The sequence below is a fragment of the Lelliottia sp. WB101 genome, from assembly GCF_003051885.1.
GTDB classification, from domain to species: Bacteria; Pseudomonadota; Gammaproteobacteria; order Enterobacterales; family Enterobacteriaceae; genus Enterobacter; species Enterobacter nimipressuralis.
Genome location: NZ_CP028520.1, coordinates 2,051,690 through 2,067,382, shown reverse-complemented (window position 1 = coordinate 2,067,382; position 15,693 = coordinate 2,051,690). Strand labels below are relative to the sequence as shown.

Below are 15,693 nucleotides of genomic sequence, written 5' to 3'. Positions count from 1 at the left end.
TTGCCTTATAAAAAGTAGCGATCGCGGAAGGTCAACAGCGCCTTTTCAAAACAGCTAAATGGCGGGTGAACGATGCCCGCCCCAATCATGCCGATCCCGGCGTCTTTGTGGGCAATGGCGGTGTTGATCACCGGCAGGATGCCGCTGGCGGCAACTTTAGTGATATCAATCGCCGTCGGGATGCCCATAAACGAGAGCAGCGGAATGGTGACGTTCGGGTTTTCGCCGAGGGTGATTTCGCGCATCTGACGCGAGAAGTCGATGGCTTCGTCCACCGTACCGCCCACCAGCGCGACAATTGCCGGAGCCGTCGCCATCGCGAACCCGCCGATGCCGTAGGTTTCGGTGATGGCGCTGTCGCCGATATCCAGACCGGAGTCCTCCGGCTTGTAACCGGCAAACATTGGGCCGATCACCTGCTGCGCCGGGCCGGTAAACCACTGCCCCGGCAGGCCGGAAATGCGCAGGCCGAATTCATAGCCGTTGCGCGCCATGGTGGTGACGACGGTGCTGAATTCGATACCGTGCGCCGCATCCAGCGCGGCTTTGCACATTGCCATCCACGTCGGGCCGGAGAAGTAGTCGCTGCTCGCCACGAACTCGAACACCTGACGCTGCTGCTCCACCGGATAACCGGCCTGAATCAGCCCCGGCGTCAGGGCCTGGATCAGCAGCGTGGTGCCCGCGTTATTGCGGTTGTGGCACTCGTCGCCCATGTGCAGCGCCTGGGCCAGCATTAAGCGCAGATCGATTTCGCCGATGATTTTCATCGCATCGCGCAGCATCGGGCCGAGCACGTCGCGCATCCAGTTCAGACGGTCGATCACGCTCTGATCGTTGGCCCCCATGCGCAGGATTTTTGCCATCTGCTCACTGAGGTTGGTGAACGCGCGATTACCGTAGGTTTTGTTCTCGACGATGTGCATAAACATCGACGCCGACGTGACGCCCGCCATTGAGCCGACGCAGTCGTGTTCGTGGCACGGCGAGAACGTGATTTTCCCGGAGGCCGCCAGGCGTTCGGCGTCGCTCAGAGAATCAGCCAGCCCTTCAAACACCAGCGCCCCCGTCACCGCACCGCGCATCGCGCCGCACATGTTTTCCCACGCCACCGGTGGCCCGGCGTGCAGAATGGTCGTAGGGGTCATGCCAGGCACCACGTTGATGGCCTGGTCGAAGCCCACCAGCACCGGATGGGACTGAATAATCCGCTCCAATGCCAGTTTGTTGGCGGCGGCAATTTTCCCGGCAAGGGTCGGCTGTGCCAGCTGATCCAGCGCCTCGACCACCTGCAGATTGCCCTGCCCCGGCGGCGTCCAGTCGAGCTGCGTGACCGGGACGTGCTGTTTTTTCAGATCGTCGCTGAACAGGGCTATGCCTACGTTAATGACGTTCAACGGCTGGTTAAATAAGGTTTTCATCAGGCTTTCTCTCCTTTGCAGACAAATTCACGCGCCAGTAATCCGGTGTTAGTGCTGCTGCTCGCCCAGATCACACCTGCGTCTGTCAGCAGCTGGCACTGCTGCGACAGGGACGGAGTATCCAGGTCGGTGCCCAGCACGTAGCCGAGGATCTCGAGCGGGCGGTTGTCCGCTTTGGCGATGGCCTGCGCCTCTTTGATGGCGTCGATCATCACCCCGACCGGATCCTCGTGAGAGCCGAAACCGAGCACGAAATCCATCACGATGACGCCCACTTCCGGGTCGCGCGCCTCCTGCAACAGGCGGCTGATGCGGTTGGTCGGATCGATCATCGGGTGCGGTTTGCCGTTGGTGAAATCATCGTCGCCAAAATCGAGGAAAGTGTGGGCCTGGCTGACGTTGAGATCCGCCAGACGTTTGGTCGGGTCCGGCTGAATGTTACTGTAGACGTCGTCGAATTTTTCCAGCGCCGCGAACATCGCTTCGTCACACAGGGTGCCGCCGCAGAACAGACCGCGAATGTACTTTTGCTGTGGCGTGAGGCGAGCGCGTACCTCTTCAATTAATGGCCAGTTGAGCGGGTGGAGATCGAGAGACTCTTTTTTGATGCCCGTGAGCAGAACCGCTTTCAGGGCCGCCTCTTTGGTGCCGCGCGCGAACTGCAAACCCGCTTCATCGGCTGGCGGTTCGTTGCGACCGAGGAAGCAGACAACTACCGGTTTGCGGCAGGCGCGGGCGCGGGCCAGCACGTTTTCGGCCACCTTCTGCGCAGGCGGTTTGGAGATGAGCGCGATCACTTCAGTGGCTTCGTCGGCTTCCAGCATATCGATGGCGTCGAGCATCATCAGGCCGCCGATCTTTTCGCTCAAATCGCGCCCGCCGGTGCCGATCAGCTGTGAAATTCCGCCGCCAAACTCATGAATTCGCGCGCTCAGCTCCTGGCTGCCGGTCCCCGACGCGCCGACGATGCCAATCGGCCCGCGACGAACCGCGTTGCCAAAGCACAGTGCTGCGCCGTTGATAATGGCGGTTCCGCAGTCGGGTCCCATCATCAGCAGACCTTTCTGGTGCGCCAGCTGCTTGAGGGCCAGTTCGTCGTCGAGGCTGACGTTGTCGGAGAAGAGCATCACGTTGAGATCGTTTTCCAGCGCCTGGCGTGCTTCGCGGGCGGCGAACAGGCCGTTGACGGAGATCACCGCCAGGTTACTGTCGGGGCGATGCGTTTTGGCGCTGGCGAGGGTAGCGAAACGGGCTTCGTGCGCGCCGCCGCTCTCTTTACGAGTAAATAAGGTTTCGATGGCAGCCAGCGTTTCGTCACTGGCGGCCTCGCCTTTAATCACAATCATCAGGTCGCCGTTTTTAGCGTCCTGCAATTCCGGCGTTAATAATCCCAGGTTTTTTAATACGCCTTTATTCATTTCAGTCGCCATCGCCACAAACGCCTGTTCCACACCGGGCAATTTATTGGCTTTGGTCGAGACCGACATCAGTGAGACAGAATCAAAATAGGTATTCTTTTTAATAACGATTTTGGTGGGCATGTTTTCCTCCCGAATGCGGGCAAAAGGGGGCCGCCATCATGATTAAGGCATGATGGTAAACGTGAAAAAATTCAGGTCAGGCAAGCCCGAAACGGCTTGCCGAATACATTACGCGCCGGCGGCTAACAGCAGTTCAGCAATCGCGTGATAGCCTTTTTCGCGCGCCAGTTCGAGCGGGGTTTTCCCGTATTTGTCGGTCATGTGCGGATTGGCGCCGTGGTCGAGGAGTAATTTGACGATCTCCTGCTGTTTCGCCCCGCCGTCGTTGAGGACGATGGCTTCCAGCAAGGGCGTCCAGCCGACAAAGTTGGTGTGGTTTACGTTGATATCCGTATGCGCCAGCAGTTCACGGACAATCTCCACGTGGCCTTTTTCGCTCGCAGGGGTAATCCCCACGCCGCCAAAGCGTGACAGGCGATCGAGATCCGGATTGGCCGGCAGGACGATGCGCAGCAAGGTGAGGTCATTCGTCAGACAGCTAATTAAGAACGGGTTAAAACAGGTCTGGTCCTGTTTATCGATATCCGCACCGGCGGAAATAAGGAATTCAACGCAAGGATAATGCTTTTTCAGGCTGGCAATAATAATGGCGGTTCTTTTCTGGCGATTGGTGGCATTGATGTCCACCCCTTTTTCCAGACAGGCTTTGAGTGCATCCAGATTGCCCTGCTCTGCCGCCAGCAGAAATTCAGTAACGAGTTCATTTGCAGACATATTCAGACTCCGATGTTTTCATTTCTGATGACCTGAGAATAGCAACAGCCCCGTGATAAAAGAATCCGCTTAAATTTCATTCATCGTAAGGACAGTGATTATTGAATGGAAATCAACAGTCGGGCCAAAACGTGCGTCGGTGCAATGTTTTTCTTATCGTTGACGCCCTTTTCCGCCGTAAAAGCGCATTCTGCTTATATCTCGACACGCCTTGCCTGGCGCGGCCTGAAACAAAATAGCAGAAGTGTGATAGTGCTCAAATGAGATGTAACTGCAGTGTTAAATATTGTTCAAAACTGATTGCCGTTGCGGGCGATTACAAATAGATTCAACAATACCGCTGGGGCTTATGTGAGGGGCTGCGCCATGAATTCGATATTTACCGAAGAGAACCTGCTGGCCTTTACCGCCGCCGCACGCTTCGGCAGTTTTAGCAAAGCGGCCGAAGAGCTGGGCGTGACCACTTCTGCCATTAGCTACACCATCAAACGGATGGAGACGGGGCTGGACGTGGTGCTGTTCGTGCGCAATACGCGCAGCATCGAGCTGACGGAGTCCGGGTTTTACTTTTACCGTAAAGCGACGGATTTGCTCAATGACTTCCACGCCATCAAACGCGGGATTGATACCATTTCACAGGGTATCGAAGCGCGGGTGCGGATCTGTATCAACCAGCTGTTATACACACCGCGTCATACCGCCCGGCTGTTGCAGGTCTTAAAAAAACAGTTCCCCACCTGCCAGATCACCGTCACCACCGAGGTGTATAACGGCGTGTGGGATTCGATCATTAATAATCAGGCCAATATTGCGATTGGCGCGCCGGATACGCTGCTCGACGGCGGCGGGATTGATTACACGGAAATCGGCGCGATTCGCTGGGTTTTTGCTATCTCTCCCCAGCACCCGCTGGCGTTTTCCCCCGAGCCGATTGCCGAGAGCCAGCTGCGCCTCTATCCCAACATCATGGTCGAAGACACGGCGCATACGATCAATAAAAAAGTGGGCTGGTTGCTGCACGGGCAGGAGGCGATTCTGGTGCCGGACTTTAACACCAAATGTCAGTGTCAGATTTTGGGCGAGGGAATTGGATTTTTACCGGAACATATGGCGCGCGAAGCGGTAGAAGATGGATTACTGGTGACGCGACGCATTAACAATCCGCGCCAGGACTCGCGCATGCTGCTGGCTACGCAGCATGCGGCGACCGGCCAGGTGACCCGCTGGATCAAACAGCAGTTTGGGTCTCAGGGGGTACTGACCGGGATATATAGCGATTTACTGTGGCGTGATTAACGCGCGTTTTTAATCGCGGCTCTGCACCCAGAAGGCGTGAATAAGCCCCGGAATGTAACCCAGCAGTGTCAGAATGATATTCAGAATAAACGCCCAGCCGAAACCTTTACCGAGCAGAACACCCAGTGGCGGGATCAGAATAGTAATAACGATACGCCAGAAACCCATACTTTCTCCATTCAAGCTAAAAAAAGAACATTGTTAAAAAAAGTTTTAACGTTAAGCGTAGCGAGTTTACCGTGTCGTGCCATTCCTTAAGCCTGCTTTTACGCTCCTTTACCCTTTTTACAATCACTTAGACTAACGATTAAGGGGTATTCACGCGTTACACCTGTACCCGGCTGATGACGTGGGCTAAGGTAAGAAATACCAAAACGAGGAGGACATTATGTTTACTGTTGGAGATGTTGTGCAGCCACGTATGGGCGGGCCAAAGCTGAAAGTCGTTGAAGTGCATGACGATCAAATTGTTGCCGTGCAGGCGAGCAATGAGCAGGGAGAGAAGTTTACGCTGAAGGCGGCGGATGTGGCTTTATATAAAGAAGACGGCGATTTCGGCGTCTGCTGAAAGCTCAGGGCGGTGAGATACCGCCCTGATGTGAAATCACTTAGATTAAGAAATCATCCAGTGACTGGCCATTTGCCAGCGCAGTGGCGATTGGCTTAGGCGTACGGCCCTGGCCGGTCCAGGTTTTCACTTCGCCGTTTGCGTCAGTGAAACGGTACTTCGCTTCACGCGCCTGACGTTTTTGCGGCTGGCTGGCACCTTTCAGAACGTCTTTACCCAGCAGATCTTCTGGAGAAATACCGTCAGCTTTCATCAGCTCTAACAGAGCATTAATTTTCTGCTGCTGTTCAGCCTGCTGACTCTGCATTTCATCTTGCTCATTACGTTTTTCTTCCGTAACAATGCGGAATTTTTCCAGCATTTCTTCAAGCACATCAACAGAAAACTCGCGCGCCATTGCGCGAAGGGTACGGATATTATTAAGATTTTGTAACATTGAAGACATATTACTGAAGACCTTTTATGAGTTGATTCAATGAGCAATAGTTCAATATGGTAATCCACTTTACTTTGAATATCCAGCGAGATTCCTCCCAGACTTTTATTAAGGATATTCAACAATATTTAATTAATTATCCTTACCTTTATTTGCATTGCATTCAATATTGCTTTTGTTTATCTCACACTTTCTATTTCTTCTGAGCAGGTTTTTGACCAAACGCTGCCCCTCTCTCGCGCAATGCTGAATAATCACTCAACTGTTAAGCATAACTAAACAAGATAACGATCAGAACAATTCACCACTAAACAGGCGAAAATAGAACATTAATAACACGTCGCGACGTTTTTACCCGTTCGGAAGTTGAGTCTGCTGAGACGATAATTTTCTCGAATACATCTCATTGATCGCACTCACTCATTTAATTGATTTACAAGCATATTTACAAGATAAAAACAGAAAGCACCGCCGCAGTGAAAAAGCGGGATGTTTTAGAGCATTTCATGGACAAAAGGCCATTAAATAAATATTTTTCACTCATTGTGACTTTTAAAGCAGAGAGATACTCTATACACATTCAACAAACCAACCTAAAGCACCACACGCTGCAGGTAAAATCGATTATTTGTGTTCTTTTCAAGGAGTTCGGACATGTTCTCACCGCAGTCTCGCCTGCGCCATGCAGTTGCAGACACTTTCGCGATGGTCGTCTACTGTTCCGTAGTGAACATGCTGATCGAGATATTCCTCTCCGGAATGTCTTTTGAGCAGTCCCTTTCTTCCAGACTGGTGGCCATTCCGGTCAACATTCTTATTGCATGGCCGTATGGTTTTTACCGTGACGCCGTTATGCGCCTGGCGCGCCGTTTTAGCCCGTCGGGCTGGCTCAAAAATCTGGCAGACGTGCTGGCTTACGTCACCTTCCAGTCACCGGTGTATGTGGCGATTTTGCTGACCGTCGGCGCAGACTGGCATCAGATTGCGGCTGCCGTCAGCTCGAATATTGTGGTGTCGATGTTGATGGGTGCGGCCTATGGCTACTTCCTGGACTACTGTCGCCGCCTGTTTAAAGTCAGCCAGTATCATCAGTCTCAGGCGTAAAGTGCTGCGACTGGCCGCTGCCAGTCGCACGTTTATTGCGGTTCGCCAAACAGACCTGTCAGAAATCGCTCCAGCGCCATGCGGGAGCTAAAACCATGCGGAATACCGTAATGCTGGTGCCGTTCTCCGGCTAAATACAGCGGAAATTCCTGATAATGATCGCAGGTTTTGATATCCGTGGCAGGTTCAGCAAACGACAAACTACGGTCTTTTAGGGTGGGGTGAATAATCAGCGCAGTGCGTCCCATTCGGGCTTCGCGGTTAACATAGACATAATTATCGCCACGGCGATATCCGTATGTTTTTTGAGTCACTGCATCCATGATGAAACCCGCTTTTTCAAGAACGCGCGCCACCTCATCGGGTCGTAAATACATATTTTATCCTCGTTATCTTTTCCTGCGGGCCAACCTTACAATAATCATCGTTGGCAACGCTTTCAGATAAATCCATAAAGGCCACGATAAGTCGTGACTCGCTTCAGATATTAAAAACCTGGACTAAACTGTGTGTGAACGCAAAATTATGGAGGATCGTATGTTTAACAGACCGAACCGAAACGATATTAATGACGACGCTCAGGATATTCGTAACGATGTCAGCCAATTAGCCGACACACTGGAGGATGTATTGAAATCCTGGGGCTCTGATGCAAAGGATGAGGCGGATGTCGCCAGACGTAAGGCTCAGTCTCTGCTGCGTGAAACCCGCGCCCGGATGCATGGCCGCTCACGCACCACGCAGGCCGCCTGCGATGCGATTGGCTGTGCCAATACCTTTATCCGTGAAAAACCGTTGTACGCTGTGGGGACCGTTGCCGCAGTAGGGATTTTTATCGGTGCCTTGCTGACGCTGCGTAAATAACCTTAAAACGCGTCATTTGCTGACCCTCGTTCGCCTCTGCGATCGGGGGTTTTTATTTTTACGGTCAAAAAAACGCCAGAAGCCGCGTGCAGCCTGCCCCTCCTCGCATCGCTCATTATCAAGGCAAAATCAATTGATAAATCCCATATCTTGTATGGTTGAAACTTACATCAACTACATCTAGTATTCCCTCTAACAAGACACACAACCCGACGCGCTCATTCGCGCCGCTCCTTCATTCTAAATGGAAATACGAATCATGAGCATTACTATTTACACTCGTAACGACTGTGTTCAGTGCCACGCCACGAAACGTGCAATGGAAAACCGTGGCGTCGCGTTTGAGATGGTGAATGTGGACTTGCAGCCCGATGCGGCAGACGCCCTGCGCGCGCAAGGATTTCGTCAGCTTCCGGTGGTGATCGCCGGGGAAACCAGCTGGTCAGGCTTTCGCCCGGACATGATTAATCGCCTGCAAACGCAGGCCGTCAGCGCATGAGCCTGCTCGTCTACTTCTCCAGCAGCTCGGAAAATACGCTGCGCTTTATCGAGCGTCTCGGGCTGCCCGCCGTGCGTATTCCGCTTAACGAGCGCGAGCGCATTCAGGTAGACGAGCCTTATATTCTGGTGGTCCCCAGCTATGGCGGCGGTGGAACGGCGGGCGCGGTGCCCCGTCAGGCAATCCGCTTTCTTAATGATCCCCACAACCGGGCGCTGATTCGCGGTGTGATCGCCGCAGGCAATCGCAATTTTGGCGACGCGTTCTGCCGTGCCGGGGATGTTATCTCTCAAAAGTGCGGCGTGCCGTATCTCTATCGTTTTGAACTGATGGGGACACAGCAGGACGTAGAGAACGTGCGTAAAGGAGTGAACGAATTTTGGCAACGACAACCGCAGAACGCGTAGTGCAAGGCTCAACGGATTACCATGCCCTGAACGCTATGCTGAACCTCTACGATTGCGAGGGGAATATTCAGTTTGGCAAAGACCACGAGGCGGTGGAGGCCTTTTTTGCCGCCCACGTCCGCCCGAACACGCTCTCTTTTGCCAGCCAGCAAGCGCGCCTCGACTATCTGGTCAACGAAGGTTATTACGAAGCGCGAGTGCTGACGCGCTACGATCGCGACTTTGTGGTGAAACTGTTTGAACGCGCCCACGCCAGCGGTTTCCGTTTCCAGACGTTCCTCGGCGCCTGGAAGTATTACACCAGCTACACGCTCAAAACCTTCGACGGCAAACGCTATCTGGAAAGTTTTGAAGATCGCGTCTGTATGGTGGCCTTAACGCTCGCGCAGGGTGATGAAGCGCTGGCACAACAGCTGACGGACGAGATCCTCTCGGGCCGCTTCCAGCCCGCCACGCCGACATTCCTCAACTGCGGGAAAGCCCAGCGCGGTGAACTGGTCTCCTGCTTCCTGCTGCGCATCGAAGACAATATGGAGTCGATTGGCCGGGCGGTGAACTCGGCCCTGCAGCTTTCCAAACGCGGGGGCGGCGTCGCGTTTCTGCTGTCGAATCTGCGGGAGTCCGGCGCGCCGATCAAGCGCATCGAAAACCAGTCTTCTGGCGTGATCCCAGTGATGAAAATGCTGGAAGATGCGTTTTCCTACGCTAACCAGCTGGGGGCGCGTCAGGGCGCGGGCGCGGTGTATCTTCACGCCCATCACCCGGACATCCTGCGGTTTCTCGATACCAAACGCGAAAACGCCGACGAAAAAATCCGCATCAAAACGCTGTCCCTTGGGGTGGTGATCCCGGATATCACCTTCCAGCTGGCGAAAGAGAATGCCGAGATGGCCCTCTTCTCGCCTTATGACATTGAGCGCATCTACGGCAAGCCATTTGGCGATGTGGCCATTAGCGAGCTGTACGACGAACTGGTCGCTGACGATCGCATTCGCAAAAAAACCATTAATGCCCGCGACTTCTTCCAGACTCTGGCCGAGATCCAGTTCGAGTCCGGCTACCCGTACATTATGTATGAAGATACGGTGAACCGCGCTAACCCGATTGCCGGGCGCATCAACATGAGCAACCTGTGCTCGGAGATTTTGCAGGTCAACAGCGCGTCGACTTACGACGAGAATCTGGATTACGCTGAAACAGGCAAAGATATCTCCTGCAACCTTGGCTCACTGAATATTGCCCACACCATGGATTCCCCGAATTTTGGCCGCACTGTGGAAACCGCGATTCGTGGCCTGACGGCGGTGTCGGACATGAGCCACATCCGCAGCGTGCCGTCGATCGAAGCCGGGAATGCCGCGTCTCACGCCATCGGGCTGGGGCAGATGAATTTGCACGGCTATCTGGCGCGCGAAGGCATTCCTTACGGCAGTGCCGAAGGGCTGGATTTCACGAATTTCTATTTCTACACCATCACCTGGCATGCCCTGCATACCTCAATGATGCTGGCCCGCGAGCGTAACCAGCGCTTCGCCGGGTTTGAGCAGTCGCGCTACGCCAGCGGAGAGTATTTTAATCAGTATCTTGAAAGTGACTGGCAGCCGAAAACCGAGAAAGTGCGGGCGTTGTTTGCCCGTGCCGGGGTCCCGATTCCGACGCGCGAGATGTGGCAGCAGCTGCGTGCCGACGTCATGCAGCACGGCATCTACAACCAGAACCTGCAGGCGGTGCCGCCTACCGGATCGATTTCCTATATCAACCACGCGACGTCGAGCATTCACCCTATCGTCTCAAAGATTGAGATCCGCAAGGAAGGCAAAACCGGACGCGTCTACTATCCCGCGCCGTTTATGACCAACGAGAACCTGGCGCTCTATCAGGATGCCTATGAAATCGGCCCGGAGAAGATTATTGATACCTACGCCGAGGCGACCCGCCATGTGGATCAGGGGCTGTCGCTGACGTTGTTCTTCCCCGATACCGCCACCACGCGCGATATCAACAAGGCGCAGATTTACGCCTGGAAGAAAGGCATCAAAACTCTGTACTACATTCGCCTGCGTCAGCTTGCGCTGGAAGGCACCGAAATTGAAGGCTGCGTGTCCTGCGCGCTGTAAGGAGAAAGGATGAAACTGTCACGCGTAAGCGCCGTTAACTGGAACAAAATTCAGGACGATAAAGATCTGGAGGTGTGGAACCGCCTGACCAGCAACTTCTGGCTGCCGGAAAAAGTGCCGCTTTCCAACGATATTCCGGCGTGGGCCACCCTCAGCCACGCCGAACAGCAGCTGACCATCCGCGTGTTTACCGGGCTGACGCTGCTGGACACTATTCAGAACACCGTCGGTGCCCCGGCGCTGATGGCGGATTCGCTGACGCCTCACGAAGAGGCGGTGATGTCGAATATCAGCTTTATGGAGGCGGTCCACGCCCGTTCCTACAGCTCGATTTTCTCGACGCTGTGCCAGACCAAAGATGTGGATGCGGCCTATACCTGGAGCGAAGAGAGCGCCCCGCTCCAGCGCAAAGCCCAGCTGGTGCTGGAGTATTACCAGGCCGATGAGCCGCTGAAGAAGAAAATCGCCAGCGTGTTCCTGGAATCTTTCCTATTCTATTCTGGCTTCTGGCTGCCGATGTACTGGTCGAGTCGCGGCAAGCTGACCAACACCGCCGATTTGATTCGCCTGATCATCCGCGACGAAGCGGTTCACGGGTATTACATCGGCTATAAATATCAGAAAGGGCTGGAGAAAATTAGCGACGCAAAACGCGAGGAGCTGAAAGGTTTTGCGCTGGATTTGCTGATGGATCTTTATGACAACGAGCTGAGCTACACGGAAGAGCTGTATGCGGGGACCGGCTGGGAGGAGGATGTCAAAGCGTTCCTCTGCTACAACGCCAACAAAGCGCTGATGAATCTCGGCTACGAGGCGCTGTTCCCACCGGAGATGGCGGAGGTGAATCCGGCGATTCTGGCGGCGCTCTCGCCGAATGCCGACGAAAACCACGACTTCTTCTCCGGGTCCGGCTCATCCTACGTGATGGGTAAAGCGGTGGAAACGGAGGATGAGGACTGGGATTTTTAGCGCGGTATTTTCCCCTTCATTTTAACCCTCTCCCTTGCGGGAGAGGGAATCGTCAAATCGCCAGACCTAACGCTCGTTAATTTAATATAAATCCCATTTTCTCCCCACAAATATTCCCTGTAATCTATACTGTAATTTCAGCGTCATATTCTCCTGAATCATTCCGATCCAGAAGAAATTCCCCGACCGCGCGGCAAAAATCTCAGAAAAATTCGACACCCGCTCAGCCCTTACCTCATGGGAAATTCAGCCATTTCACCACGGGCAAAATTCGTGCCACGCGCGGCACAAGGGTTGTCTCAGATTCTCAGTATGTTAGGGTATGGCCAGTTCATTATTTTTAATGGTATTGATATCGACGCTAATAAATAACGGGAATTACTCTATTGCATGGCAATTAAATTAGAAGTTAAAAATCTCTATAAAGTATTTGGCGAGCATCCACAGCGCGCGTTCAAATATATTGAAAAAGGACTTTCAAAAGAACAAATCCTGGAGAAGACAGGATTATCCCTTGGCGTTAAAGACGCCAGTCTGGCAATTGAAGAAGGCGAGATTTTCGTCATCATGGGGTTATCCGGCTCGGGTAAATCCACTATGGTTCGCCTTCTCAATCGCCTGATTGAACCCACCCGCGGACAGGTGCTGATAGATGGCGTTGATATCGCCAGAATATCTGACGCCGAGCTTCGTGAGGTGCGCAGGAAAAAGATTGCGATGGTCTTCCAGTCATTCGCGCTAATGCCACATATGACGGTACTGGATAATACCGCTTTCGGTATGGAATTAGCGGGAATCCCTGCGGCGATTCGCCAGGAAAAAGCGCTGGATGCATTACGCCAGGTGGGACTGGAAAATTATGCCCACGGCTATCCGGATGAACTTTCTGGCGGTATGCGTCAGCGCGTCGGTTTAGCCCGCGCATTAGCCATCAATCCCGATATTTTATTAATGGATGAAGCCTTCTCAGCGCTCGATCCATTAATTCGTACCGAGATGCAGGATGAGCTGGTAAAACTGCAGGCAAAACATCAGCGAACCGTGGTCTTTATTTCCCACGATCTCGATGAAGCGATGCGTATTGGCGATCGTATTGCCATTATGCAAAATGGCGAAGTGGTGCAGGTCGGCACGCCGGACGAAATTCTGAATAATCCGGCCAATGATTATGTGCGCACCTTCTTCCGGGGCGTGGATATTAGCCAGGTGTTTAGCGCGAAAGATATTTCCCGCCGTGCGCTGGATGGCATTATTCGCCGCACGCCAGGTTTTGGCCCGCGCTCGGCGCTGAAACTGCTGCAGGACGAAGACCGCGAATATGGCTATGTCATTGAGCGCGGTAATAAATTTGTAGGTATTGTCTCCATCGACTCTCTGAAAAAAGCGCTTAGCGAAAACCAGGGAATCGATGCGGCGTTACTCGACGCTCCGCTTGCCGTGGACGCCGAAACGCCGCTCAGCGAGTTGCTCTCTCACGTCGGCCAGGCACCCTGCGCGGTTCCGGTCATTGGAGAAGAACAACAGTACGTCGGCATCATCTCAAAACGCATGTTGCTGCAGGCTTTAGATCGCGAGGGGGCAAACAATGGCTGATCAATCTAATCCGTGGGGAACCACAGAAGCGGCAGATAGCGCCGCACAATCGGCAGACGCATGGGGAACTTCTGCGCCCGCGCCCGCTGACGGCGGTAGCACCGCCGACTGGCTCAACAGCGCTCCGGCGCCCGCACCAGAACATTTCAATATTATGGACCCGTTCCATAAAACCCTGATCCCGCTGGACAGCTGGGTGACCGAAGGCATCGACTGGGTGGTAACCCACTTCCGTCCGGTGTTCCAGGGCATTCGCGTCCCGGTGGATTACATCCTCAACGGCTTCCAGCAGATGATGCTCGGAATGCCCGCGCCTGTTGCCATTGCGCTGTTCGCACTCATTGCGTGGCAGTTCGGCAGTGCAGGTATGGGGATCGCCACGCTCATTTCACTGATTTTGATTGGTGCTATCGGTGCCTGGTCTCAGGCGATGATTACTCTGGCGCTGGTGCTCACCGCCCTGCTGTTCTGCGTAGTGATCGGTTTGCCGATGGGCATATGGCTGGCACGCAGCCCGAGGGCGGCGAAAATTATTCGTCCGCTGCTGGATGCGATGCAGACCACGCCGGCGTTTGTCTATCTGGTGCCTATCGTAATGCTGTTCGGGATCGGTAACGTACCGGGCGTGGTAGTGACCATTATCTTCGCCCTGCCGCCGATTATCCGTCTGACCATTCTGGGGATTAACCAGGTGCCAGCCGATCTGATCGAGGCGTCACGCTCGTTCGGCGCCAGCCCGCGTCAGATGCTGTTTAAAGTGCAGCTCCCGCTGGCGATGCCCACCATTATGGCAGGCGTGAACCAGACGCTGATGCTCGCCCTCTCGATGGTGGTGATCGCCTCAATGATTGCCGTGGGTGGCCTCGGCCAGATGGTACTGCGCGGTATCGGTCGTCTCGATATGGGACTGGCCACCGTGGGCGGTGTCGGGATCGTGATCCTCGCCATTATTCTTGACCGCCTGACTCAGGCAGTCGGTCGCGATTCACGCAGTCGCGGCAACCGTCGCTGGTACAGCACCGGCCCGGTCGGGTTGATTACCCGTCCATTCATTAAATAAGGAACAACGATGCGACATAACATCCTTTTTGCCACAGCGTTTGCCACCCTTGTCTCTACCAGCGCATTCGCCGCTGACCTGCCGGGTAAAGGCATTACCGTTCAACCGGTACAGAGCACAATTTCGGAAGAGTCCTTCCAGACCATGATCGTCAGCCGCGCCCTGGAAAAATTGGGTTATACGGTCAATAAGCCGAGCGAAGTGGATTACAACGTCGGTTACACCTCGATTGCCTCTGGCGATGCGACCTTCACCGCCGTGAACTGGCAGCCGCTGCATGATGATATGTATGCCGCCGCCGGCGGGAGTAAGAAGTTTTACCGCGAAGGGACCTTCGTGACCGGCGCTGCGCAGGGCTATTTGGTCGACAAGAAAACCGCCGACAAATACCACATCACCAATGTTGAGCAGCTTAAAGATCCGAAGATCGCCAAACTGTTCGACACCAACGGTGACGGCAAAGCCGACATGATGGGCTGCTCGCCGGGCTGGGGCTGTGAGGCGGTGATTAACCACCAGAACAAAGCCTTCGATCTGGAAAAGACCGTCGACGTGAGCCACGGTAACTACTCCGCGATGATGGCAGATACCATCGCCCGCTTTAAAGAGGGTAAACCGGTGATCTACTACACCTGGACGCCGTACTGGGTGAGCGACGTGCTGAAGCCAGGTAAAGACGTGGTGTGGCTGCAGGTGCCGTTCTCTTCTCTGCCAGGTGAGCAGAAAGATATCGACACCAAGCTGCCGAACGGCATGAACTACGGTTTCCCGGTGAATACCATGCATATCGTTGCGAACAAAGCCTGGGCTGAGAAAAACCCGGCGGCGGCGAAGCTGTTCTCGGTGATGAAACTGCCGCTGGCTGATATCAACGCGCAGAACGCGATGATGCATGAAGGCAAATCGTCTGAAGCCGATGTCCAGGGTCACGTTGACGGCTGGATCAAAGCCCACCAGCAGCAGTTTGATGGCTGGGTGAACGAGGCGCTGGCAACGCAGAAGTAACGCTTTTCCCTTACCTCGCCCTCTCCCGTCGGGAGGGGGTTAGGGTAAGGGCATCAAACTCCCCCCAGGCCTAAACCGCACAAACCACCACGCAACAAA

17 protein-coding genes are annotated in these 15,693 nt (G+C 54.1%); 11 read left to right on the top strand and 6 right to left on the bottom strand.

The window, feature by feature from the left end:
* Positions 1–5 precede the first annotated feature (5 nt).
* The 3 genes from DAI21_RS09910 to DAI21_RS09900 form a co-directional block, all read right to left on the bottom strand.
* Entirely contained in the window at positions 6–1,421 is a 1,416-nt protein-coding gene (locus DAI21_RS09910) for a DUF1116 domain-containing protein (protein WP_370447044.1), read from the bottom strand.
* Positions 1,421–2,962 (bottom strand): acyl-CoA synthetase FdrA, encoded by a 1,542-nt coding sequence (gene fdrA, locus DAI21_RS09905; protein WP_107702976.1) that lies wholly within the window; start codon positions 2,960–2,962, stop codon positions 1,421–1,423. The genes DAI21_RS09910 and fdrA overlap by 1 nt, the downstream gene beginning before the upstream one ends.
* Positions 2,963–3,070: 108 nt before the next feature.
* Complete coding sequence (locus DAI21_RS09900; protein ID WP_100779204.1) at positions 3,071–3,676, bottom strand: ankyrin repeat domain-containing protein; 606 nt, start codon at positions 3,674–3,676, stop codon at positions 3,071–3,073.
* A 366-nt stretch (positions 3,677–4,042) separates the two neighbouring features.
* On the opposite strand from DAI21_RS09900, the gene DAI21_RS09895 reads away from it, so the two are divergent.
* A complete protein-coding gene (locus tag DAI21_RS09895; protein ID WP_107702975.1) occupies positions 4,043–4,972 on the top strand; it encodes a LysR substrate-binding domain-containing protein in 930 nt (309 codons plus the stop codon).
* Positions 4,973–4,981: 9 nt separating this feature from the next.
* Here DAI21_RS09895 and DAI21_RS09890 read toward each other — a convergent pair whose 3' ends face one another.
* Positions 4,982–5,140 (bottom strand): YqaE/Pmp3 family membrane protein, encoded by a 159-nt coding sequence (locus tag DAI21_RS09890; protein ID WP_100779202.1) that lies wholly within the window; start codon positions 5,138–5,140, stop codon positions 4,982–4,984.
* A gap of 220 nt (positions 5,141–5,360) precedes the next feature.
* Here DAI21_RS09890 and DAI21_RS09885 point away from each other — a divergent pair, with 220 nt between their 5' ends.
* A complete protein-coding gene (locus DAI21_RS09885) occupies positions 5,361–5,540 on the top strand; it encodes a hypothetical protein (RefSeq protein WP_100779201.1) in 180 nt (59 codons plus the stop codon).
* Between the two features lie 40 nt (positions 5,541–5,580).
* On the opposite strand, the gene stpA is transcribed toward DAI21_RS09885, so the two are convergent.
* Entirely contained in the window at positions 5,581–5,985 is a 405-nt protein-coding gene (gene stpA / locus DAI21_RS09880) for a DNA-binding protein StpA (RefSeq protein ID WP_100779200.1), read from the bottom strand.
* A gap of 645 nt (positions 5,986–6,630) precedes the next feature.
* Between stpA and alaE the strand changes: the two genes are divergently transcribed.
* Positions 6,631–7,080 (top strand): L-alanine exporter AlaE, encoded by a 450-nt coding sequence (gene alaE, locus DAI21_RS09875; protein ID WP_107702974.1) that lies wholly within the window; start codon positions 6,631–6,633, stop codon positions 7,078–7,080.
* 32 nt (positions 7,081–7,112) lie between these two features.
* Here the strand turns inward: alaE and DAI21_RS09870 are convergent, their stop codons facing one another.
* Positions 7,113–7,457 (bottom strand): DUF2002 family protein, encoded by a 345-nt coding sequence (locus DAI21_RS09870; RefSeq protein ID WP_100779198.1) that lies wholly within the window; start codon positions 7,455–7,457, stop codon positions 7,113–7,115.
* 160 nt (positions 7,458–7,617) lie between these two features.
* Between DAI21_RS09870 and DAI21_RS09865 the strand changes: the two genes are divergently transcribed.
* The 8 genes from DAI21_RS09865 to proX all read left to right on the top strand — a co-directional run bounded on the left by DAI21_RS09865 (position 7,618) and on the right by proX (position 15,594).
* Positions 7,618–7,944: a DUF883 domain-containing protein gene (locus tag DAI21_RS09865; protein ID WP_100779197.1), complete on the top strand. Its 327-nt coding sequence runs from the start codon at positions 7,618–7,620 to the stop codon at positions 7,942–7,944.
* A gap of 259 nt (positions 7,945–8,203) precedes the next feature.
* Positions 8,204–8,443, top strand: a complete 240-nt coding sequence (gene nrdH / locus DAI21_RS09860) for a glutaredoxin-like protein NrdH (protein ID WP_100779196.1) — start codon at positions 8,204–8,206, stop codon at positions 8,441–8,443.
* Entirely contained in the window at positions 8,440–8,850 is a 411-nt protein-coding gene (gene nrdI / locus DAI21_RS09855; RefSeq protein WP_100779195.1) for a class Ib ribonucleoside-diphosphate reductase assembly flavoprotein NrdI, read from the top strand. The genes nrdH and nrdI overlap by 4 nt, the downstream gene beginning before the upstream one ends.
* A complete protein-coding gene (gene nrdE, locus DAI21_RS09850) occupies positions 8,823–10,967 on the top strand; it encodes a class 1b ribonucleoside-diphosphate reductase subunit alpha (RefSeq protein ID WP_107702973.1) in 2,145 nt (714 codons plus the stop codon). Before nrdI ends, nrdE begins: the two co-directional genes overlap by 28 nt.
* A gap of 9 nt (positions 10,968–10,976) precedes the next feature.
* Positions 10,977–11,936: a class 1b ribonucleoside-diphosphate reductase subunit beta gene (gene nrdF / locus DAI21_RS09845; protein WP_107702972.1), complete on the top strand. Its 960-nt coding sequence runs from the start codon at positions 10,977–10,979 to the stop codon at positions 11,934–11,936.
* A gap of 390 nt (positions 11,937–12,326) precedes the next feature.
* Positions 12,327–13,529, top strand: a complete 1,203-nt coding sequence (proV, locus tag DAI21_RS09840; RefSeq protein ID WP_102105411.1) for a glycine betaine/L-proline ABC transporter ATP-binding protein ProV — start codon at positions 12,327–12,329, stop codon at positions 13,527–13,529.
* Positions 13,522–14,589 carry a glycine betaine/L-proline ABC transporter permease ProW gene (gene proW, locus DAI21_RS09835; protein WP_100779191.1) on the top strand — a complete coding sequence of 356 codons (1,068 nt, stop codon included), beginning with the start codon at positions 13,522–13,524 and terminating at the stop codon, positions 14,587–14,589. The genes proV and proW overlap by 8 nt, the downstream gene beginning before the upstream one ends.
* 9 nt (positions 14,590–14,598) lie before the next feature.
* Positions 14,599–15,594: a glycine betaine/L-proline ABC transporter substrate-binding protein ProX gene (gene proX / locus DAI21_RS09830; protein ID WP_107702971.1), complete on the top strand. Its 996-nt coding sequence runs from the start codon at positions 14,599–14,601 to the stop codon at positions 15,592–15,594.
* Positions 15,595–15,693: the final 99 nt, after the last annotated feature.

Coding starts and splice junctions, on each gene's coding strand:
- DAI21_RS09910 (WP_370447044.1), bottom strand. CDS start 1,421: ATGAAAACCTTATTTAACCAGCCGTTGAACGTCATTAACGTAGGCATA.
- fdrA (WP_107702976.1), bottom strand. CDS start 2,962: ATGCCCACCAAAATCGTTATTAAAAAGAATACCTATTTTGATTCTGTC.
- DAI21_RS09900 (WP_100779204.1), bottom strand. CDS start 3,676: ATGTCTGCAAATGAACTCGTTACTGAATTTCTGCTGGCGGCAGAGCAG.
- DAI21_RS09895 (WP_107702975.1), top strand. CDS start 4,043: ATGAATTCGATATTTACCGAAGAGAACCTGCTGGCCTTTACCGCCGCC.
- DAI21_RS09890 (WP_100779202.1), bottom strand. CDS start 5,140: ATGGGTTTCTGGCGTATCGTTATTACTATTCTGATCCCGCCACTGGGT.
- DAI21_RS09885 (WP_100779201.1), top strand. CDS start 5,361: ATGTTTACTGTTGGAGATGTTGTGCAGCCACGTATGGGCGGGCCAAAG.
- stpA (WP_100779200.1), bottom strand. CDS start 5,985: ATGTCTTCAATGTTACAAAATCTTAATAATATCCGTACCCTTCGCGCA.
- alaE (WP_107702974.1), top strand. CDS start 6,631: ATGTTCTCACCGCAGTCTCGCCTGCGCCATGCAGTTGCAGACACTTTC.
- DAI21_RS09870 (WP_100779198.1), bottom strand. CDS start 7,457: ATGTATTTACGACCCGATGAGGTGGCGCGCGTTCTTGAAAAAGCGGGT.
- DAI21_RS09865 (WP_100779197.1), top strand. CDS start 7,618: ATGTTTAACAGACCGAACCGAAACGATATTAATGACGACGCTCAGGAT.
- nrdH (WP_100779196.1), top strand. CDS start 8,204: ATGAGCATTACTATTTACACTCGTAACGACTGTGTTCAGTGCCACGCC.
- nrdI (WP_100779195.1), top strand. CDS start 8,440: ATGAGCCTGCTCGTCTACTTCTCCAGCAGCTCGGAAAATACGCTGCGC.
- nrdF (WP_107702972.1), top strand. CDS start 10,977: ATGAAACTGTCACGCGTAAGCGCCGTTAACTGGAACAAAATTCAGGAC.
- proV (WP_102105411.1), top strand. CDS start 12,327: ATGGCAATTAAATTAGAAGTTAAAAATCTCTATAAAGTATTTGGCGAG.
- proW (WP_100779191.1), top strand. CDS start 13,522: ATGGCTGATCAATCTAATCCGTGGGGAACCACAGAAGCGGCAGATAGC.
- proX (WP_107702971.1), top strand. CDS start 14,599: ATGCGACATAACATCCTTTTTGCCACAGCGTTTGCCACCCTTGTCTCT.